The organism is Streptomyces cyaneofuscatus (assembly GCF_000718135.1).
GTDB classification, from domain to species: Bacteria; Actinomycetota; Actinomycetes; order Streptomycetales; family Streptomycetaceae; genus Streptomyces; species Streptomyces cyaneofuscatus.
In genome coordinates this window covers 348,808-367,746 of the sequence record NZ_JOEM01000001.1, presented here as the reverse complement: position 1 = coordinate 367,746, position 18,939 = coordinate 348,808, and the positions used below count along the sequence as shown (strand labels likewise).

Below are 18,939 nucleotides of genomic sequence, written 5' to 3'. Positions count from 1 at the left end.
GGCCGGATGGATCCCGCAACACTCGCAACACTCGCAATACCCGCAACACCCGCTACACCGAGGAGAGTTGGGCAGATGAGCCTGCGGGCACGCATGACCGCCCCGGACGAGCACGGCGGCGCACGGGAGGACGGCCACATGGTGGCCACCTACCGGGCCAAGCTGCTGGAGGAGATCGACCTCGCGGAGATGTCCTCGCTGGCCGCCGCCGACCGGCGGGCCCGTCTGGAGCGCGTACTCGGCCACATCATCAGCCGCGAGGGCCCCGTCCTCTCCACCGTCGAGCGATCGCAGCTCATCCGGCGCGTCGTGGACGAGGCGCTGGGCCTCGGCATCCTGGAACCGCTCCTGGAGGACGCGTCGATCACCGAGATCATGGTGAACGGCCCGGACCAGATCTTCGTCGAGCGCGGCGGCAAGGTCGAGCAGCTCCCGATGCGCTTCGGCTCGCACGAGCAGCTGATGCAGACCATCGAACGCATCGTGTCGACCGTCAACCGCCGTGTGGACGAGTCGAATCCGATGGTCGACGCCCGCCTCCCCAGCGGCGAACGTGTCAACGTGATCATCCCGCCGCTCTCGCTGACCGGCGCCACGCTCACCATCCGCCGCTTCCCGCGCTCCTTCACCCTCCAGGAGATGATCGGCTTCGGATCGCTGGACGAGCAGATGCTGATCCTGCTCGCCGGGCTCGTCCAGGCCAAGTTCAACATCATCGTCTCCGGTGCCACCGGCACCGGGAAGACGACGCTCCTCAACGCGCTCTCCGGGCTTATCCCGAACACCGAGCGCATCGTCACCATCGAGGACTCCGCCGAACTCCAGCTCCAGCAGAACCATGTGATCCGGCTGGAGTCCCGCCCGGCCAACGTCGAGGGCAAGGGCCAGATCACCATCCGCGACCTGGTCCGCAACTCCCTGCGTATGCGCCCCGACCGCATCGTCGTCGGTGAGGTCCGCGGCGGCGAGTCCCTCGACATGCTCCAGGCGATGTCCACCGGCCACGACGGCTCACTCGCCACCGTCCACGCCAACAACGCCGAGGACGCGCTGATGAGGCTCCAGACCCTCGCCTCGATGTCCGAGGTGGAGATCCCCTTCGAGGCGCTGCACGACCAGATCAACAGCGCCGTCGACGTGATCGTCCAGCTCACCCGGCACGCCGACGGCACCAGGAAGATCACCGAGATCGCGGTGCTGGACTCGCACGGCCGCGACCCGTACCGGATCGTCACGGTGGCCCGGTTCAACGGGCAGCCGATGGCGGCGGACGGCCGCATCTACGGCCGCTTCCAGTACCTGCCGCTGCCCCGCAGGGTCGCCGACCGGCTCTACATGGCGAGCCAGCCCATCCCGCAGGCGTTCGGCATCGCGGAGAGCGCCGAACAGCTCGCCACCCGAGAGGCCAACTAGGTACCGCGCCATGGACAACGTCAACCTCCCCCTGGTCACCGTCGGCGTCACCCTGCTCGCCTGTGTGCTGGGCGTGATGGGCCTGTACGCCTACTCCGGCGGCAAGGCCGACCGCGACGCGCTCGTGGAGCGGCTCTCCCACGTCGGCCAGATCCCCGAGACGGGCCGGCACCGCCGGTTCAAGGGCCTGGACCGGCGGCTGAGGGCCACCGCGCTCGGCCGGAAGCTGGAGCTGAAGCTCGCCGCGACCGGCATGGAACTCACCCCCGGCGAGTTCTTCGTCTACGCGCTCCTCGCGATGGCCGGGCTGTGGATGATCGCCTCCTCCATGCTCGCGGCCTTCTTCGGCCCGGTCGCCGCGCTGATCGGCCTCTGGGGCACCAACGCCTTCCTCAACTGGCAGCGTACGAAGCGCACCGAGCGCTTCATCAACCAACTGCCCGAGCTCTCCCGCATCCTGGCCAACGCCACCCAGGCGGGCCTGGCCCTGCGCACCGCACTCTCGATGGCGGCGGAGGAGCTGGAGGACCCGGCGGGCGAGGAACTGGCACGCGTGGCACGGCGGTTGGCGGTCGGCGAATCCCTGGACGAAGCGCTGAGCGAGCTGACGGACCGGCTCCCCTCCCGCGAACTCGTGGTCCTGGTCACGACGTTGGTCCTCTCCAACCGGGCGGGTGGTACGGTCGTCAGCTCGCTGCGCAACCTCACCGAGACGCTGGAGGAGCGCAAGGAGACCCGCCGCGAGGTCAAGACCCAGCTCTCCCAGGTCACCGTCACCGCCTACGCCGTACCGGCCTTCGGCATCGGCGCGATGCTCCTGATGAACGCGGTCATGCCCGGCGCCCTGGACCGCATGACCGGCGCCTTCATCGGCCAGGCCGCGGTGGTCGTGGCCATCGCCCTGTACGCGATCGGGTTCGTGGTCATCCGCCGCCTGTCCCGTATCGACGTCTGACCGGCTGGGAGAAGAACGCCATGGACCTGCTGCTTGCCCTGGTCGTCGGCCTCGCCGTCTACGGGGCCATCCACGGCATCCGGATGTACCGGGCCGATGCCAAGCTCCCCGGCGACCTCGCGGTCGCCCTCGAATCCGGCTCCTCGCGCACCGGCGCGGTGGGCTCCGGCATCGACCGGCTCGGCATCCGCTGGGCCCCGATGGTGCTGCGGATGATGGGTCCGAAGGCGGTCAACAAGAAGCGCCGCCAGATCGACCTGGCCGGAAACCCCGGCGGCCTCACCATCGACCGCTACGCGGCCCGCCGCGCGGTCTACGGAGCGCTGGGCCTGCTGGGCGCCTTCTCCATGCTCCTCCAGGGCCAGCTCTTCCTGGCGCTCCTCATGATCGCGTTCGGCCTGTTCTGGGTGGAGGCGGGGATCTGGTCGGCGATCCGGGTCCGCCGCGAGCACATCGAGCGCACCCTGCCGGACTTCCTCGACGTCCTCGCCGTCGTCGTCTCCGCCGGACTCGGCTTCCGGCAGGCGCTGGACCGGGTGGCGGAGAAGTACGAGGGCCCCTGGTCCGACGAACTCCGCATCACCCTGCGCCAGATGGACATGGGCGTCAGCCGCCGCCAGGCCTTCGAGGAGCTGCGCCGCCGCAACGACTCGGAGCAGGTCGCGATGTTCGTCACCACGCTCCAGCAGGGCGAGGAGCTGGGCGCGCCCATCGTCGAGACGCTCATCCAGATCGCCAACGACATGCGCCGCACCGACGCCCAGAACGCCCGCCGCAAGGCGGCCAAGGCGGTCCCGAAGGCGACGTTCGCGGTGACGTCGTTCCTGCTGCCCGGCACGCTCGTTCTCCTCACGGTCGGGTTCGTGTACGGGGCCGACGTCGACTTCTCGTTTCTCACGGGCGGCTGACATGAACGGCGGGAGGGATGGGGACGACGGGGGCAGCGGACTCTTACGGAGTCCTACGGAGCAGAACTCCTATGGGCCGTGCGGAGTCCTGCGGAGCACGAGACGGAGGTGACAGGAACATGGCATACCAACTGAGCGGTACCCAGCCGGGCCTCACCGCCGACCTGACCCGGGCCCACGCCGGCACCCCGGCCGCCCCCGCCTTCGCCATCCAGGTCAACGCCCTCCAGGCCATGTGCCGCCAGGTGTTCGGCTTCCGCCTGGCGATGATCGCGATAGCCACCCCGTACGCCATCGGCCACACCGCCCCCGGCCTGCCCACCTGGTTCATCGGCTCGGCGGTCCTGGTCACCTTCATGGGCTCGTACGTCCTGTTCCGCGACTGGGAACGCTTCGGCCCCGTCCTCCTGCGCCACCCCTGGCTCCTCGCCGTCGACGCGGCCTTCGGCTCGCTCCTGCTGATCACGGCGACCCCCGAGTCGACCCTCGCGTACGTCACCGTCTGCACCCCGCTGCTGGCCGGCCTGGTCCAGGGCTGGCGCGGGGCGGCGGTGTTCGCGGCGCTCCAGGTGGTGATCGTCTTCGGCGTGTACGCGAGCGTGCCGAAGCTGGAGGCGGGCGGCGCGACCGGTCTCCTCCTCCCCGGCTTCTGCGTGATCGCCGGAGCGGTCGGGGTCACCCTGCGCAACCTGCTCCTCCGCTTCGGGACGGCCACCCAGGCGCTCACCGAGACCCGGGCGCGGCTGGCGGTGAACGAGGCGGTGGAGGGCGAACGCACGCGCCTGGCGCGGGAGATGCACGACTCGGTCGCCAAGACCCTGCACGGCCTGGCCCTGGCCGCCGACGGCCTGGCCTGCTCGGCCGACCGGATGGACCCGCCGACCGTACGGCACCAGGCGGAACTGGTCGCCCGGGCCGCGCGCCGGGCCGCCGCCGAGTCCAGGGAACTGCTCACGGACCTGCGCCGCGAACAGGGCCTGGAGGGCGGCGTGGACTTGGTTGCCGAACTGGTCGCCCAGGCAGCAGACTTCACCGCCCGCCACCCGGTGACGGCCACGTTCCGCCGCCTCGCCGAGGACACCCCGGTGCCCCCCGTCCCCCAGGCGGTGGCCCGCCAGCTCCTCACGGTCGCCTCGGAGGCCCTGGAGAACGCGCACCGCCACGCGGGCCCCACGTACCTGGTCGTCCTGGCCGGGGTGAAGGGCGATGTGCTGCGGGTGAGCGTGTACGACGACGGCCGCGGCCTCCCCGCCGGAACCACCCTGGAGGGCCTGCGCCGGGCGGGCCACTTCGGCCTGGTCGGCATGGTGGAGCGGGCGGCGTCGATCGGGGCCCGTATCCGGATCGGCCGGGGGAGGGCGGAGCGGGGGACGGAGGTACGGGTGGAACTCCCACTGGCGGCGCTGGCACCCCCGCCGACACCGCCACCGCCGTTCACGCCCGCGCCGGACCGGGCAGCGGCCCCGGCCGCCACGGCCACCCCCCACCTGTCCTCCCCGTAACCCCCCCCCACGGCTTTGTGATCCCGACCCAGAGAGGAGGCCGCAGTATGCCGGACGACGCCTTCGAACCAGGCCCCCCGCACCCCGCGACCGGACCCCCCACCCTGCCCCCCGCTCCCGCTACGGCCCGGCTCCGGGTGGTGGTGGCCGACGACAACCCCGTGGTCCGGGCCGGCCTGGGCGTCCTCCTCTCGGGCCGGGCCGACATCCAGGTCGTCGCGGAGGCGGCGGACGGCCGGGAGGCGTACGAGAAGACGCTGCACCACCGCCCGGACGTGGTCCTGCTGGACGTCCGTATGCCCGGCGTGGACGGCATCTCGGCGCTGCCGCACCTGGTGGGCATCGCCCCCGTACTGATGCTGACGTACAGCCGCGAGAGCGAGATCGTGCACGAGGCCCTGCGCCTGGGCGCGGGCGGCTACCTGGTGCACGGCGAGTTCACGGCGGACCAGCTGGTGCAGGCGGTACGGGACACGAGGAACGGCCGCGCCAACTTCACCGCCACGGCCGCCGACGCCCTGCTGGCCCACATGCGCCACGGCACAGCCCCGAACCGCGCCGCCCTGCCCGACGGCCTGGGCGCGGCACTCACGGGGGCGCCGGTCCGGACGCCCGTCCACGAGCCCTCACCGCATCGCGAACATTCCGAAAGCCTTTCGCAACTGCAACCTCTTGTGGGACAGTCTTCTGTATCCGGGGGGTCGGTCTCGCCCCCCAACAGGCAGCAGTACGGGCTGAGTTCGAGGGAGGTGGAGGTCATGGAGCTGATTGCGTCCGGAATGAGTAATCAGCAGATCGCCGCCACCTGCTTCATCAGCGAGAAGACCGTCAAGAACCACATCAACCGCATCTTCACCAAGCTCCACAGCACCAGCCGAAGCGAGGCGATCGCCCGCTGGCTCGGCACGGCCCCCCGGGACCCCGGACGGCACCCATGACCGGCGGGATGCCCGACGGCGGGGCCCAGAAGACTTTTTGGGCCCGGGAATGGGCCCACGGACCCTCTGAGCGTGCGGCGTTTCCCTCCTATGTTTCTCCCGTCGCCCCCGGCACCGGCCAGGAGGAAGCCGGAACCGGGGACGCCACCGCAGAATCGCCCGAGTCGGCCGGCAGACGGTCGGCCGAACCAGGAGGGGAACACCATGTCGGACATCACCCTGAAGACCGCCGTCCGCGTCAACGGATGGGCCAACACGGCCGTCAGCGCCATCCAGAAGCGTTACGCGGCGAAGGACCGGGGGCAGACGGCGTTCGAGTACCTGGGCATCGTCCTGGTGGTCGTGGCGATCATCGGTGCGATCGCCGCCGCGGGTATCGGCGGGAACATCTCGAACCGCATCGACGGTCTGGTGACCTCCATCACCTCTGGCTGATGCGTACGCGTCTACGCGGCGACGCAGGGCAGGCCTTCCCCATCTACGTCGTGATGGTGGCGGGTCTGCTCTTCCTCGCGTTCGCCTTCTTCGCTGTGGGCAAGGCGTCGGCTTTGCGCAACGGCTCCCAGGGGGCCGCAGACGCGGCCGCCCTGGCTGCCGCGCAGGCTGCTCGCGAGGACATGGAGACCGGGTTCATCGCCTCCCTCCCGCTGGAGACGCTGGACCTGTTCCTGAAGAAGCCCTTCGCGCGCTACCGCCCCTGCGCCGAGGCGGGACGACTGGCAGACGTCAACGGGAACGACCAGCGGTCCTGTGCGGTGGAGTACGGATACCACCGCTACAAGGTCACCGTGGGGGTCGAGGGACGCAAGCCCGTCGACTCGCCGGTCCTCCCCGGGTCCGGGCGTACGCTCGCGAAGGCCACGGCGACGGCCCTCATCGAGTTCCGATGCACGTGGCAGGCCTTCGACACCACCAATGACGGCATCAAGGACCTGTACATCTTCACGTGCGGAAACGGCGCGGTCTTCAAGATCTCCACAAGCAGTCGGCCCGACTGGTCCCGTGTGAGCAAAGATCTCTTCGATGTGCGGTTGGTCGACCAGTGACAGCGAACGACGAGTAGAGGAATCGGACCATGAGCATGCGGCGGACCACGATGACCAGAAGGGCGATGACGGCCGTGACGGTCACGGCTGCCCTGGCCCTCGCCCTCACCGGCTGTGGTGACGACGGAGGCGAGGATCCTCAGAGCACGGGATCCACAGCTCCGTCCGCCCCGGCCAGCCCTTCGGTACCGGAGGACAAGGGCGAGCCGCAGCAGGAGGACACGGCGGTGGGCGAGAACGTGGACCCGGACGTGAAGCTTGCGGAGACCCGCGGGCAGGGTGGCCTCGTCCTGGTCATCAACGAGGTCAAGCGGGACACCGGCGGATTCCTCACGGTCCAGGGAGCAATCACCAACGAGGGGGACCAGGCGCGGGCCACATCGGCCTGGTCCGGTGCCGAGGTCAACATCGTCAACAAGAACCCCAATTCGGTTGCCGGGGCGACGCTCGTCGACAAGGCGGGCAAGAAGCGCTACTACGTGCTCAGGGACACGGACTCCCGGTGCCTGTGCACCACGGCGATCACTTCGCTGGCCCCGGGTAAGACAGCCCCGATCTTCATGCAGTTCCCTGCGCCGCCGCAGACCACCACCGAAGTCGACTTCGCCCTTCCGACCTTCGCCACCACCTCGCTGAAGATTTCTGGGTGAGTGCGGACATGAAGACCACCCACCGCCCAAGAGTGGTGCGCAACGTAGGACAAGCCGTCGCGGTTGTCGTGCTGATCGCCGGCACCACGCTGCTCGGGGCGTCACCGTCGTACGCCGACGACGGGCCGAGCGTCCCGCCCGGAACGCAGGCGACATCGGAGCCGCCCGTCCCGGTCGACCCGAACGACCCCGACCTCAAGATGCCGGAAGGCGGCACCCTCGCCCCCGGCCGGGTCCTCGACATCGTCCAGGTGGTAGAAGACCTGGGCGGCGAGGAGCGCCGTGAGGACAGCAACGCCGACATCAAGTTCGCGCTCCAGGCCGAAGTCCTCTTCGGCAAGGACAGCGCGAAGCTGAGCTCCGCCGCCAACGCCCGTATCGCCGCCATCGCCGACGAGATCAAGAAGCAGAACGCCACCAAGGTCCGCGTCTTCGGCTTCACCGACAACCTCGGCTCCTCCGCCCACGGCGACGTGCTCTCCAAGAAGCGCGCCGACGCCGTGCACGGGGTGCTCTCCAAGGCGCTCGGCCCCACCATCACTTACGAGATCCGGGGCTACGGCGAGCAGTACCCGATCGCCAGCAACAGCAACGAAGAAGGCCGGAAGAAGAACCGCCGCGTGGAGGTCTCCTTCCCGCGCGGCGAGGGCTCCTGACCCCGGCCGGAAACGCGCACGGCAAAGGGCCGGCACCGCGAACACGTCGCGGCGCCGGCCCCTCGGCCGCCCATCACGCCAACTGCCGCCGCACCAGCTCGTGCAGCCGGCCCCCCGCCCTCGCCAACAACTCAGCAGGCCGCCCCCGTTCGACGACTGCTGGTTGTCCGGGTTCCGCGGCTCCTGGTCCGCCCGTACGTGCTGGCGATCGCCCCACCGAGGCACGAAACTGCCCGGGGCCACGGCATAGTCCTGCCCCGCCCCGCTCGCCGCCACCCACACCGGTCACCCCCGCCTGCGCGGGGACCACCACCGACCGGCCCCAGACCGAGGGAGAGGAACCTTCGGAAGTGCTTTGACCTGCGGCAACTTCTGCGAAGGGGGTGCCTGGTGGGTAAGCCGGTCAAGGTCGCCGACACCTTCTTCTCGTGGCCGGAGGAAGAGGTGGGGTGTGCGGTGCTGGCCGTGGGAACGCGCTCAGCGACTCCCGCAGCCGTGACCCGGCGATACCGCAGCCACCGGCCAGCCGTCACCCTCTAGGCACCACTCGTTCAACCTCAGTGGGTGTACCCACCCCCGGCCACACGTTGGCCGCATCGTCGGAGTAGGGCGAGACTCACGGATCAGGCTTGACCCTCACGTTGCGTGAGGCTGGAAGGTGGCCTGCATGAGCGACTACTACAACGCCTTTGAGATGAGTCCTGTGCCTGCTCCCGGCCCGGGTGCGGTTCCGCCGGAGCCGTTCCGTGGCATCTATGGAATGCCCGCGTTCGTGACGATCCCCACGAGCGATCTGGCGGCGTCGGTGGACTTCTGGATTCGTGGGCTCGGGTTCTTCGAACTGTTCAGCGTCCCCGGCACGGTTGTGCATCTGCGCAGGTGGGCGTTCCAGGACGTACTCCTCGTCTCGGCGGCGAGCGTTCCGGAGCAGCCACCAGCGATGAGCTTCAGCTTTTCGGGCGTACTCAGCCAGGTCGATTTTCTTGCCGAGGCATGTCGTGCGTTGCGCCCGGACTCGGTCGACGGTCCACGGGACACTCCCTGGAATACCCGCGATGTGGAGGTGATCACCCCCGAGAACGTACGGGTCGTTTTCACCGCGGCGAAGCCCTTCGACCCGGCCAGCCAGGAAGCGCGGAACCTCGAAGCCATGGGGATCACTCCACCGGGCGCCGATGGCGGAGACAATGGGGAGCATGCCTGATGCCACTGAAGCCGAAGGCCTGACCGTCGGTCAGGTCTCGGCGCGCCTGAGCGTGACAGTCCGCGCGCTGCACCATTGGGACGAGATCGGTCTGGCGCGACCGTCGCTGCGCACCGCTGCCGGGTATCGGCTCTACACCGCTGGTGATTTGGAACGCCTGCACCGTATCGTCGTCTACCGTGAGGTCGGTCTCGGCCTGGACAGGGTTCGGGCCATCTTGGACGACTCAGCCGCAGACGTGCCCGGCGCACTGCGTGCGCAGCGCAATCAGGTTGCTGAACGGATCGACCGCCTCCAGCAGCTGAGCGCCGGACTGGATCGGATGATCGACGCCCACGAGCGCGGCTTGCTGCTGACCGTCGAGCAGCAGGCCGCGGTCTTCGGCCTCCGGTGGAACCCGGACTGGCCCGCCCAAGCCCGTCAGCGTTACGGAGACACGACGCAATGGCTGCAGTACGCCGAGGGCTCAGCCTCTCGGGGTCCGAAGGAATGGCAGGACGTCTCCGACGCCGTAGCCGAGTTCGACCGCGCTCTCGGGGATGCGCTGGACGTCGGCGTCACACCCGGTAGCCCAGAAGCGAATCAACTCGTCCAGTGGCACCGCGAAGTCTTTGCTTCTTACTTTCCCCTCACCCGGCAGATGCAGGTCTGTCTCGGCCGCAAGTTTGAGACCGATCCGGGATTTGCTGCTCACTACGACGGCATCCGCCCCGGCCTTGCCGCGTGGTTCCGTCGAATCATCGACGCCAGCGCGCGCGCCCACGGTGTCGACCCAGACACGGCGACCTGGCAGTAGAGCGCAGTGGTCCGGAAGCCTGCAACCGGCGCGGGCGTCCGATGAGACTCGTACGGGGCTCCGGCCAGGCCCTCGGTTCGGCAGGCCCCGGAGGAACCCGAGCCCGCTTCGGCACCGTTTTGAACGCACCACCCGTCGAAGCTGCGTACCGCTCACACGGAAGCGACCCCCCGGCATTGCCTGCCGGGGGGTCGCTTCCATGAGACGCCTGGTCAGGGCCCGGCGATGAGCCGGGGGTTCAACGCGGCGTCCAGGTCGGCGTCGAACCGGTATGGGCCGCCATCGCCTGTGGGTCGCACCGCAGGAGGACCCGGTGCCGGTAGGCCTGGGTGATCTCGCGGACGCGGGCCAGGTCGTCCAAGGCCGCGTCCGCCAGCACCCTCTCGAACACCTGGAGGTCTCCCGGAATCTTCCAGATACGCAGGGCGTCGCGCAGCTCGGCGAGCGTGCGCATCGGGGGTGCGATGTCGTGGTGGTCGGGTGTGCGGTCACTGCCCCTCCTCGGGTCTGTCGTCCGAGTGTCCTGCGCCGCGCGGCCCCGTGTACGCGATGAAGCCCTACCCGTAGCGCAGACGGACCGCGCCTGCCCGCACTGAGGTCCAGTGGGCTCAGCGCGGGGAGCTGCGGGTGAGCGGGCGGCCGTGGTGAGACGGGTGATGGCCTCGCTGCCGCCCGAGCCGGTGGCCCTGCTGCTCTACGGCACTCTGCCCGAGCACAACCGGCGCCAGGTGCTGGAGGCGGTGGCCGGCGGGCCACCCAGCAGGTGATCGAGCGTGCCGCGCTGCGTTGGGTGGAGTACGGATATGCCGACACATGCAACTCGGCCGGCGGCGAGGGCATCGGCAGCGCCGTGGCGCTGCTCGGGAACGGTCGGGCTCGCCTCGTAGCCTGGGGGCGCCTCTGAAATCCGATGTATCTGGACTCCGGTGAATGACGGGTGTCGGGACTGTGGCTCACGATCCGGCGCTGTGGGGGCGACGGAAAACGAAAAGGACTTGCCATAGGCAGCAAGCGCCAGGGGATCATGCGTGTATGCGCGTTGGTGTGATCGGGCTGAGGATGGGGCTGTTCCTGGCGGGCTGGTGCCGTCGGGTGGGCATGGATGTGGTGGCTGCCTGCGATCTGGACGCCGCGCGGCGGAAGGCCGCGCGGGAGGAGCTGCCGGGAGCGGTGCTCACCGACCGGTGGGAGGACCTGCTGGACCTGCGCCTGGACGGGGTTGTGCTGGCCAACGACTTCGACGCGCACGCGCCGCTGGCTATCGCGTTCCTGGAGCGGGGCGTGCACGTGCTGTCCGAGTGCGCGGCCTGCGTGGACGCGGACGAGGGAAGGCTGCTTATCGCGGCGGCGGAGCGGTCCACCGCCACTTACTCCTTCGCCGAGAACTACGTCTGTCACCCGCACGTCCGCCTGGTCCAGCAGGCGGTCGAGGCCGGAGAACTCGGCCGGGTCTGCCTGATCGAGGCCGACTACCTGCACGGTATGTCACCGGCGCACGTCGCCGCGCTGATCGGCGACCCTGACAGCTGGCGCGGTCGCATCCCCGCGACGGCCTATTGCACGCACACTGTCTCGCCGGTGCTGGCCGTCACGGGTGCCTGGCCGCTGGAGGTGGTCGCGTTTCAAGCGCACGAGGCAGACCCGGGCCAGGCTGTCGTCATGACCGTCCGGCTGTCCACCGGCGCCCTGGCCGTGACCCGCCACGGCTTCCTCCAGGGCGAGCCCGAGAGCCACTGGAGCTGGCTGTCCGTCCGCGGTACCCGGGCACTGGCCGAGTCCGTGCGCGCGTTGGGCGAGCGGGCCTGGTCCGTCCGCGTCCGGGCAGAGGGCTGGACGCGGTCCGACGGCGTCACCCACGAGGAGGAACGGGTCGCGCCACCCCTCACTCTGGACGGGGGTCCGGTGGAGCGGCAGGCCGAGGGGACGGTGCGAGTCCTCCAGGGATTCCGGGCCACGGTGGAGCACGGGGAGCCGCCGCTGGTCCCGGTGCGGCCCGCGGTGGCCGCGTCACTGGTCGGTGTGGCAGGCGCGGAGTCGTTGAGGAACGGTTCGCGGCCGGTGCGAGTGCCGGACGTCTCGGGTTGACGGACGCCGGTCGCGTCGCGAACTCCCCGGAGCAGGCAGGCTCTGAGCCGTCCTCCTGACCGCCAAGCCGGGCACCTGAGCCAAAGCGTCCGTGGCGGACTTGGTTCCTGCCTCCGGCGCATCGCCCAACGTCCCCGCCACCGAGCAAGGCATCGACGCGGGCAAGAAGAACGTCGGCCGCAAGCGGAGCATCGTCATCGACACCGTCGGACTCCTCCTCGGCGTACTGGGCACCGCGGCCAGGTGCAGGGCTCGACCGCCCGCCGAACCCTCATCGAGCGGATCGCCGCCGAGCATCCCACCATCCGCAAAGCCTGGGTCGACGGCGGCTACCGCCAGCACCTCGTCGAGCACGCCGCCACCCTCGGCATCGACATGCACATCGTCCGCCGCGACCTCACCACCAGGGGTTTCACCGTTCTGCCCCGCCGCTGGACCGTCGAGCGGACTCTGGGATGGCTCACGAACCACCGGCGCCTGGCCCGCGACTACGAAGCCCACCCACACCGGCCCGAAGCCGTGATCCACCTTGCGATGATCAACCTCATGACCCGCAGACTCACCGCCGAGTCCACCCCAACATGGCGGGACGCATAAACTATGCACACCACAGCAATTCAGCATGAAACGACGGGACGAAACACGCTCTCAGCTTGACTCTGTCGGGGATCTTGGAATTCCTCGGTGCAGCAGCATGATCAACGGGCATGCTCGGGCAGTTCCGCCCGACCGATGCAGCTGTCGAGTTGCCCGTTGTCCCTTCGCCGCCCATCCGGTGAGCAAGTCCCTTCTCCGACCGCGCAGATCGCGCGGGCGAGCAATCCGGGCGGTACGACGGCGATATGGGTACGCGACCGCCTCGATGGTGGACACGATCCCCGTGGGACAGCGGTAGCGGCACTGACACCCCAGCGCCCCCAGTGCTCCCCGCAGCGCCTGAACGGACCCCGGTCCGCCCCCCAACCGCCCCCTACTTCACCGTGATCGTCCCCACGAAGGCGTCCAGATCCTCCCCGTCCACCGCCCCCTTCACCGCGTTCAGCCGCACCACGAACGGCACGCCCCCCGAGTCCACCCCCGCCACCAGGACCCCCGTCATCGGGGTCCCCCGGGTCGGGGTGTCCTCCTTGCCGTCGGCCGTGAAGTCGTAGTCGATGCGGCGGGCGTCACGGGCGGTCGAAGGGCCTGCCAGGCGGACGTCCTCCGTTGCCTTGCGGGTGGAGCCCAGGCCGATTCCGGCGCCTGCCGCGGCCGCCGCCTCGGCCGCGTCGCTCACGCCCGTGGCGAAGTTCAGCTGGACGGAGACCATGCCCGTGCGGATGCCGTCCTCCACCTTCAGCGCCACCGCCGCGTTGCTCCTGCTCCGCTCGGCCGCCGGCTGCTCCGCGTACCCCTGGTCCTTCGGGTAGCCGACGCTCAGGCTGTCCGTGTCCAGCGTGGACCAGCCCTCGGGGATCGAGGCCTTGCCGTCGGTGGTGGTGTCGTCGCCGCAGCCGGCCAGTGCCAGGAGGAGGGACAGGCCCAGGGCGGTCGCCGCGGCCCGCCTGCTTCTTGCGTGGGACCTCTTCGTCATCGTCATCCCTCGTCAGTTCGCGCAGTAGCTGTACGGAAGATACGTGCGGCCGTCACCCCGCGGCGCCCCCAGGAACCGCGCGTCCGTCAGCGTCTCCTTCTTCTGTTCGTCGGAGAGCGAGAACCCGAGGCTCATCCCGAGCGAGATCTCGAAGCCGAACTCCTGCGCGTCCGTCTCCCCGAGGTAGCGCATCGTGCTGGACAGGCCGTCCTCGAACATGAGCTGCTCGAAAGGGTCGTTGCCCGTCGGGCGTGTCTCCATGCCTCGGTCGCCGAAGAGGTAGGCGAAGGGGGCCGTGTTGTTGCCGGAGCCGTCCAGCCACTGTTCGGCCACCGCCCGCTTCGCCTCCGTGGCCGCGTCGGTCTCCTTGCCGAACACGATCGAGTTGGTCACCACGTCGATGCCGCTCTCGCCCGAGGGGTCCGACACGCTGCCCTTGCCCCCGCGCTTGTCGGCCCCCGTCTCGCCGTTGTCGCCGCCCACTTCGACCTTGCCCGAGGGCGAGCCGGTCTCCACCGTCTGCGTCATGTCGATGCGGACGATCTTCCCGGTCTTCTGGTCGCGGGTGACGGTGATGGCGCCGGTGCGGTTCTGCTTGCCGCTCAGCGTGCCCTTGACCGGGCCCGTGTTTCCGCTGAGCTTGCCTTCCAGTTCGAGCTTGGCGGTGTACGTGTAGGACTCGTTGCCGCTCACGTCGTCCTTGGTGATCGTCACCTCGGGCGAGAACGTGGCCTTGCCGCCGAGCTTGGCGCCGAGTTCGTCCTCGTCGCCGCCCTTCACCGAAAGACCGCCGTCGGCATAGGCGTTGAGGGCGACCGTCGAGTACGAGATCTTCTTGTCGCCGATCTTCCGCTCGATGTCTTCCTTCTTCTCCGCCCACTTCATGCCGGAGTACCAGTTGCCCCCGTACCCGCCGCCGTGCTTGGTGGCGGTCTCCCACATCTTCATCTCCTCGATGTCGTCCCGCATCTTCTGCGCCTCTTCCTCGCTCGCGAAGATCCAGGTGTCACCGTTGGTGATCTTGATGCCGCCGCCGATGTCGATGTCCGCCTTGCCGAGCTTCCCCAGCTTCGCGCCCGGCGTACTGGCCGTGACCCCGGCGGAGGCCGCGTCGGTGAACGTCATGGAGACGACCTTGTCGTTCCCGTCGACCTTGCCGTCCCCGTTGACGTCGGTGTTGGCCTGGGAGACCTTCTGCTGGAAGCCGTACTCCTCGCCCCACTCGAACCAGCCGATCTTCACCTTGCCGCCCGCCTTGTCCGAGACGGACGAGATCTGGCACATCTTCGGCTCGTAGTCGGCGTCCGTCTTCGGCTGCGCCTCAGCGTCCCCGCCGCCCGTGGCGCACGACCCGCCGCCCCCGCCCGCAGCCATCGCGCTGATCGCGCAGCGGATACGTTCCCCGATCTGCCCGCCCACCCCCGCCATCGCCATCGCGCCGACCAGCGTCACGACGAGGACCACGACGCCCAGGTACTCCGTCGCCGTGGCGCCGCTGTCACGCCAGTTGTACGAGTACGTCGGCGGGGGAGCGGGCCGGGTGGCGCGCTCCTCCAGGAGCCGGTCGACGGCCAGGCCCGACGCCGCGCCCGTGGCCAGCGCCACCACGGGCATCAGGACGCCCTCGATCCCCACGGCCTCCCACGAGACCGCGAAGCCGTACGCCAGACCGGCCAGCGGTACGGCCAGTGCGGCGAGCAGGTAGAGGGCGCGGGAGTCGCGGTGCTCGTCGGGGAGCATGCGGGCGGCGGCCAGGACGGTGAGCAGGGTGACGGCGAGCGCGGGGATGTGCAGCAGGGGCAGCCGCCACCCGAACGACTCCAACCGCGCCTCGCTGCCCAGTAGTTCGAGCAGCACCCGGCTCGTCAGGAATCCGGCGCCGAGATACACCAGCGCGCCCGTCGCCCAGCTGCGGGTCAACGCGAAGAAACGGCCGCCCGGTTCGGTGCCTGCCAGGGCGCCGGAGCCCCCTGCACCCCGGCGTCCTGGCGGTATGTGGCCCGCGCCCCTGTCTCCCATGCCCCCGCCCCCGTCACCGCCACCGTTCACGGTGCACCCTCTCTCCGAACCCGCAACTCGGCGGCCTGGAAGGCCGCGTGGGCTGCCTGTCGGCCGTGAGCGTAAGGCCGGCACACGTCCCCGGCGCGGGTCCCCGGCCCCAAAGTCGGGCCCAAGCCGGCAGGGTGCCGCCTCCCGCCTCGCTCTTTGGGCCGCCCGTGGGTCCGTGGGCCCACGCCGCACCCGCCAGCTGCTCGGTACGCTCGGAGGTGCCGGTGACCCCCTCCTCTTGAATTTGCGCACGCGAATTATTAGATTCATGTCGTGATGAGGGTGGAGGGGATCGGATGGGGGTGGGGGCGTCGATGAGTACCGGGTTCTTCCACTCGTACCACCTGGGCTGGACTCGGCTGGATGCTGCAACGCTCCTGGGTGACCTGGAGGTGGAAGGGCTTCGCCCGGGACATCCGGTGACCGGGCGGGCCGTGCTCGTCAGCCTGGACCACCCCTCGTCCGGCGCCCGTTCGCCGGTGACGCGCGAGCAGCTTCTCTCCCTTTCCGGTCTGCAAAGGCTCCAGGAGGTCGGCTTCCGGCTGTGGATGGACGGGGGTCCCGACCTCCTCGTACGCATACGGCGTGCGCGCGGCGGTGTCGTCGCCGTCGAGTTCTCCGTGGGAGAGCTGCCGCCGGTGGAGCGGGAGCGGGCGGTGAGCGCCATCCGGCGGACCGTCGGCCGGGCCTCCGTGCTCTGCATCGGCTTCGTCGTCGACCGGAGCGGCGCGACGGCCGGCACCGACTGGGACGGGGTCGTCATCGAGGGCTCGGCGCCCCTCGACTCCTGGCCGGACGCCGTCGCCGTACGGGAGGAAATCGCCCACCGGCACCCGCTGTTGACCGTGATGGACTCCGTCGCGATCTCACCCTGGAAGGTGTTCGGGAGCGCGGTCCCCAGCCTGTGAGCGTGGCGGCCGCATGTGCCCCGGGCATGGGTCCTCGGACCCAAGACGCCTACCGGTGGCAGGAGTTAGCGTCTGCCGTCGTAACCGATCAAGGAAATCGATCGAGGAAGGTGACGGCAGACGTGCAGACGGCGGAGCAACTGACGCTGACCGACGAGGAGTCCCGGCTCCTGCAACTGGGCCTGATCGAGTGGTGCGGCCCGGCGCGCTCCACGGAGGAGTTCGCCGTGGCCATGGGCTTCGACGGTACGGAGGATCTCCACTACCGGTCGCTCCGGATCCGGGCCGCCCTGATCGCCCGGGAGGCGCTGGAGCCGATGGACTGGGCACGGGCGCTCCTCGCCACCGAGCTGGCCTTCGCGAGCGATGTGGTCGGCTCGGGCTACGAGTGGTCCACCACGACCGGCTGGTCCGACGAGACGACCGTACGTGTCTTACGGTCCACCCAGCTGAAGCTGATCCGCACGGTCGCCCCGCTCGTCGGCCACGGCCTCGGCACCCGCCCGGCCCTCCGCCCGGCGATCGGCTGACCCGACTGCCACCGAGGTACGGCCGACCCGACCGCCACCGGGGTACGGAGGTCGGGACCGCCCGGCCCGGAGGAGATAATCGGCAATATGTCCGATCACCAGCTCCGTACCCGGATGCCCGGCGCCCCGGTCCCGCACCCCCGCGACCCCGGCCCCCGCACGGCCGCCGCACTCCGGGCCGCCGCTCCCGCGCTCGCGGTCTACGCCGCCGTCCGGGCCCTGGGGCTCCTGGGGCTCTGGGCGGCCGCCCAAGCCTCCGGCAAGGACCCCCTCGCGCGGCTCACCGGGCGCTGGGACTCCGTCTGGTACCAGCGCATCGCCGAGAACGGCTACGGCTACACCGTCACCCTCCCCGACGGCGCACTCCACTCCGACCTGGCCTTCTTCCCCCTCCTCCCGGCCCTGGAGCGCGGGATCTCCGAGGTGACCCCGCTCACCCTCGGCGGCGCCGGTCTCCTGGTCGCCTGGACGGCCGGGCTGCTCGCCGCCTGGGGCATCTTCGCGGTCGGGGCGGAGCTGTACGGGCGGCGTACGGGGGTGGTGCTGGCCGCACTGTGGGGCGTGTACCCGACGGCGTTCGTCCAGTCGATGGCGTACACGGAGACGCTCTTCACCGCCCTGGCCGCCTGGGCGCTGTACGCCGTCCTCAAGGACCGCTGGCTGGTGGCGGGCGCCCTCTGCGTCCTGGCGGGGCTCACCCGGCCCTCCGCCGCCGCCCTCATCGCGGCCCTGGCGATCACGGCCGGGGTCACGTTCGTACGGGAGTTCCGTGCCGACAGCCGCCTCGGGCCGGTGCTCCGCCGCAACGCCCGCATGATCACCGGGGTGGCGCTCGCCCCGCTGGGCTGGCTGGCGTACGTGGTGTTCGTCGCCGTGCGTGAGGGCGGCCCGTTCGCGTACTTCGACGTCCAGGCGCAGTGGGGCAACAGCATCGACGGCGGCCGCGCGCTCGCCGCCTTCATCGCCGGGCTGCCGCTGCCCGCCGCCCTCGGGCTCTGCGCGGCGCTCGGGCTGCTCGGCTGGTTGGTGGTGCTCTGCGTACGGCAGCGGCAGCCGTTGCCCCTCCTCGTCTACGGCATCGCGATCGTCGTCATCTCGCTGATCGGGGCCGGGTACTTCGGCTCCCGGCCCCGCCTGATGATGCCCGCGTTCCCGCTGCTCCTCCCGCCCGCCGCCGCCCTCGTACGGCTGCGGAGCACGGGACGCACGGCCGCCGTCATCGCCGCACTGGCCTGCGCCTCGGCGGCCTACGGAGCCTGGACGCTGCTCGGCGCGGGCCCTCCGTAAGCCCTCCGCAGTCCTTACGGGGGCACCGGGCGCACGCACTACGGGGCGCCGGGCGCGGGCTTCCCCCAGGATGTGCCCAGCGCCCGCAGCTCCAAGCGGACGCCCGGCCGCACCCCCCACCGCTCCATCGCCCCCGCCTCCGCCTCCACCACATGGCGGGACCGCAGCCGGGGCAGACCGAGGCGGCCGGGCTCCATCGTGCGGACCGCCAGCACGGTGAACTTCCGGTCCAGGTACGCCACGTCGATGGCGAACCGCATCCGGAAGGTGTGCACGCTCCCGGCCGGCGTGAGCAGCAACGCCCCCTCGATCCCGTCCCGCCCCAGCAGCCCGCGCGTACGGGACCGGTACGAGGCCGCTATCCGCAGCGGCACCTCCCGGGCCCCCGCGTCCCCGCCGACCGTCAGCGTCCCGTCGCCATCACGCCAAGTCCTCATGG

General features: G+C 70.3%; 20 protein-coding genes and 1 pseudogene. 17 read left to right on the top strand and 4 right to left on the bottom strand.

What is annotated here, in order from left to right; translation table 11 throughout:
• Positions 1–75 precede the first annotated feature (75 nt).
• The 11 genes from IF17_RS0101760 (at position 76) to IF17_RS0101710 (ending at position 10,068) form a co-directional block, all read left to right on the top strand.
• Positions 76–1,413: a TadA family conjugal transfer-associated ATPase gene (locus IF17_RS0101760; protein ID WP_030561397.1), complete on the top strand. Its 1,338-nt coding sequence runs from the start codon at positions 76–78 to the stop codon at positions 1,411–1,413.
• Positions 1,414–1,423: 10 nt separating this feature from the next.
• Positions 1,424–2,368 (top strand): type II secretion system F family protein, encoded by a 945-nt coding sequence (locus tag IF17_RS0101755; protein WP_030561395.1) that lies wholly within the window; start codon positions 1,424–1,426, stop codon positions 2,366–2,368.
• A 20-nt stretch (positions 2,369–2,388) separates the two neighbouring features.
• Positions 2,389–3,276: a DUF5936 domain-containing protein gene (locus tag IF17_RS0101750; protein ID WP_018510306.1), complete on the top strand. Its 888-nt coding sequence runs from the start codon at positions 2,389–2,391 to the stop codon at positions 3,274–3,276.
• Between the two features lie 119 nt (positions 3,277–3,395).
• Positions 3,396–4,778 (top strand): sensor histidine kinase, encoded by a 1,383-nt coding sequence (locus IF17_RS0101745; RefSeq protein WP_032771603.1) that lies wholly within the window; start codon positions 3,396–3,398, stop codon positions 4,776–4,778.
• A 47-nt stretch (positions 4,779–4,825) separates the two neighbouring features.
• A complete protein-coding gene (locus tag IF17_RS0101740) occupies positions 4,826–5,716 on the top strand; it encodes a response regulator transcription factor (RefSeq protein ID WP_030561388.1) in 891 nt (296 codons plus the stop codon).
• A gap of 204 nt (positions 5,717–5,920) precedes the next feature.
• Positions 5,921–6,151 carry a hypothetical protein gene (locus tag IF17_RS0101735; protein ID WP_018510303.1) on the top strand — a complete coding sequence of 77 codons (231 nt, stop codon included), beginning with the start codon at positions 5,921–5,923 and terminating at the stop codon, positions 6,149–6,151.
• On the top strand, positions 6,151–6,762 hold the full coding sequence (locus IF17_RS0101730) for a pilus assembly protein TadG-related protein (RefSeq protein ID WP_030561386.1): 612 nt from the start codon (positions 6,151–6,153) through the stop codon (positions 6,760–6,762). The genes IF17_RS0101735 and IF17_RS0101730 overlap by 1 nt, the downstream gene beginning before the upstream one ends.
• A gap of 29 nt (positions 6,763–6,791) precedes the next feature.
• Positions 6,792–7,412, top strand: coding sequence for a hypothetical protein (locus tag IF17_RS0101725; protein ID WP_030561384.1), 621 nt, complete (start codon positions 6,792–6,794; stop codon positions 7,410–7,412).
• A gap of 8 nt (positions 7,413–7,420) precedes the next feature.
• On the top strand, positions 7,421–8,068 hold the full coding sequence (locus IF17_RS0101720; protein ID WP_030561382.1) for an OmpA family protein: 648 nt from the start codon (positions 7,421–7,423) through the stop codon (positions 8,066–8,068).
• A 667-nt stretch (positions 8,069–8,735) separates the two neighbouring features.
• Complete coding sequence (locus IF17_RS0101715) at positions 8,736–9,272, top strand: VOC family protein (protein WP_030561380.1); 537 nt, start codon at positions 8,736–8,738, stop codon at positions 9,270–9,272.
• Positions 9,265–10,068: a MerR family transcriptional regulator gene (locus IF17_RS0101710; RefSeq protein WP_030561378.1), complete on the top strand. Its 804-nt coding sequence runs from the start codon at positions 9,265–9,267 to the stop codon at positions 10,066–10,068. The genes IF17_RS0101715 and IF17_RS0101710 overlap by 8 nt, the downstream gene beginning before the upstream one ends.
• Before the next feature lie 238 nt (positions 10,069–10,306).
• Here IF17_RS0101710 and IF17_RS01000000136075 read toward each other — a convergent pair whose 3' ends face one another.
• On the bottom strand, positions 10,307–10,522 hold the full coding sequence (locus tag IF17_RS01000000136075) for a hypothetical protein (RefSeq protein ID WP_051883846.1): 216 nt from the start codon (positions 10,520–10,522) through the stop codon (positions 10,307–10,309).
• A gap of 187 nt (positions 10,523–10,709) precedes the next feature.
• On the opposite strand from IF17_RS01000000136075, the gene IF17_RS1000000140090 reads away from it, so the two are divergent.
• The 3 genes and pseudogenes from IF17_RS1000000140090 to IF17_RS01000000136070 all read left to right on the top strand — a co-directional run.
• Entirely contained in the window at positions 10,710–10,835 is a 126-nt protein-coding gene (locus IF17_RS1000000140090) for a hypothetical protein (protein WP_272933175.1), read from the top strand.
• A 265-nt stretch (positions 10,836–11,100) separates the two neighbouring features.
• A complete protein-coding gene (locus IF17_RS0101695) occupies positions 11,101–12,153 on the top strand; it encodes a Gfo/Idh/MocA family protein (protein ID WP_030561374.1) in 1,053 nt (350 codons plus the stop codon).
• A gap of 121 nt (positions 12,154–12,274) precedes the next feature.
• Positions 12,275–12,750: pseudogene (locus IF17_RS01000000136070) on the top strand (transposase); the annotation flags it as partial.
• Positions 12,751–13,123: 373 nt separating this feature from the next.
• Here the strand turns inward: IF17_RS01000000136070 and IF17_RS0101685 are convergent.
• Positions 13,124–13,732, bottom strand: a complete 609-nt coding sequence (locus IF17_RS0101685) for a hypothetical protein (RefSeq protein ID WP_030561372.1) — start codon at positions 13,730–13,732, stop codon at positions 13,124–13,126.
• Between the two features lie 6 nt (positions 13,733–13,738).
• Positions 13,739–15,745, bottom strand: a complete 2,007-nt coding sequence (locus IF17_RS0101680) for a hypothetical protein (RefSeq protein ID WP_030561370.1) — start codon at positions 15,743–15,745, stop codon at positions 13,739–13,741.
• Positions 15,746–16,089: 344 nt separating this feature from the next.
• On the opposite strand from IF17_RS0101680, the gene IF17_RS0101675 reads away from it, so the two are divergent.
• The 3 genes from IF17_RS0101675 (at position 16,090) to IF17_RS0101665 (ending at position 18,500) form a co-directional block, all read left to right on the top strand.
• A complete protein-coding gene (locus IF17_RS0101675) occupies positions 16,090–16,683 on the top strand; it encodes a hypothetical protein (protein WP_030561368.1) in 594 nt (197 codons plus the stop codon).
• Positions 16,684–16,793: 110 nt separating this feature from the next.
• The gene (locus tag IF17_RS0101670; RefSeq protein ID WP_106980139.1) at positions 16,794–17,213 is read left to right on the top strand and encodes a hypothetical protein; all 420 of its coding nucleotides are present in this window, start codon (positions 16,794–16,796) and stop codon (positions 17,211–17,213) included.
• An 87-nt stretch (positions 17,214–17,300) separates the two neighbouring features.
• Positions 17,301–18,500 carry a glycosyltransferase family 39 protein gene (locus tag IF17_RS0101665; RefSeq protein WP_030561364.1) on the top strand — a complete coding sequence of 400 codons (1,200 nt, stop codon included), beginning with the start codon at positions 17,301–17,303 and terminating at the stop codon, positions 18,498–18,500.
• Between the two features lie 38 nt (positions 18,501–18,538).
• Here IF17_RS0101665 and IF17_RS0101660 read toward each other — a convergent pair whose 3' ends face one another.
• A complete protein-coding gene (locus IF17_RS0101660) occupies positions 18,539–18,937 on the bottom strand; it encodes a DUF192 domain-containing protein (protein WP_030561362.1) in 399 nt (132 codons plus the stop codon).
• Positions 18,938–18,939 lie beyond the last annotated feature (2 nt).

Bases quoted from the DNA above. Each gene is read 5' to 3' on its own strand.
- IF17_RS0101680 (WP_030561370.1), bottom strand. From the start codon at position 15,745: ATGGGAGACAGGGGCGCGGGCCACATACCGCCAGGACGCCGGGGTGCA.
- IF17_RS0101740 (WP_030561388.1), top strand. From the start codon at position 4,826: ATGCCGGACGACGCCTTCGAACCAGGCCCCCCGCACCCCGCGACCGGA.
- IF17_RS0101685 (WP_030561372.1), bottom strand. From the start codon at position 13,732: ATGACGATGACGAAGAGGTCCCACGCAAGAAGCAGGCGGGCCGCGGCG.
- IF17_RS0101710 (WP_030561378.1), top strand. From the start codon at position 9,265: ATGCCTGATGCCACTGAAGCCGAAGGCCTGACCGTCGGTCAGGTCTCG.
- IF17_RS0101760 (WP_030561397.1), top strand. From the start codon at position 76: ATGAGCCTGCGGGCACGCATGACCGCCCCGGACGAGCACGGCGGCGCA.
- IF17_RS0101730 (WP_030561386.1), top strand. From the start codon at position 6,151: ATGCGTACGCGTCTACGCGGCGACGCAGGGCAGGCCTTCCCCATCTAC.
- IF17_RS0101755 (WP_030561395.1), top strand. From the start codon at position 1,424: ATGGACAACGTCAACCTCCCCCTGGTCACCGTCGGCGTCACCCTGCTC.
- IF17_RS0101750 (WP_018510306.1), top strand. From the start codon at position 2,389: ATGGACCTGCTGCTTGCCCTGGTCGTCGGCCTCGCCGTCTACGGGGCC.
- IF17_RS0101695 (WP_030561374.1), top strand. From the start codon at position 11,101: ATGCGCGTTGGTGTGATCGGGCTGAGGATGGGGCTGTTCCTGGCGGGC.
- IF17_RS0101665 (WP_030561364.1), top strand. From the start codon at position 17,301: ATGTCCGATCACCAGCTCCGTACCCGGATGCCCGGCGCCCCGGTCCCG.
- IF17_RS0101660 (WP_030561362.1), bottom strand. From the start codon at position 18,937: ATGAGGACTTGGCGTGATGGCGACGGGACGCTGACGGTCGGCGGGGAC.
- IF17_RS01000000136075 (WP_051883846.1), bottom strand. From the start codon at position 10,522: ATGCGCACGCTCGCCGAGCTGCGCGACGCCCTGCGTATCTGGAAGATT.
- IF17_RS0101675 (WP_030561368.1), top strand. From the start codon at position 16,090: ATGAGTACCGGGTTCTTCCACTCGTACCACCTGGGCTGGACTCGGCTG.
- IF17_RS0101725 (WP_030561384.1), top strand. From the start codon at position 6,792: ATGAGCATGCGGCGGACCACGATGACCAGAAGGGCGATGACGGCCGTG.
- IF17_RS0101745 (WP_032771603.1), top strand. From the start codon at position 3,396: ATGGCATACCAACTGAGCGGTACCCAGCCGGGCCTCACCGCCGACCTG.
- IF17_RS0101720 (WP_030561382.1), top strand. From the start codon at position 7,421: ATGAAGACCACCCACCGCCCAAGAGTGGTGCGCAACGTAGGACAAGCC.
- IF17_RS0101715 (WP_030561380.1), top strand. From the start codon at position 8,736: ATGAGCGACTACTACAACGCCTTTGAGATGAGTCCTGTGCCTGCTCCC.
- IF17_RS0101735 (WP_018510303.1), top strand. From the start codon at position 5,921: ATGTCGGACATCACCCTGAAGACCGCCGTCCGCGTCAACGGATGGGCC.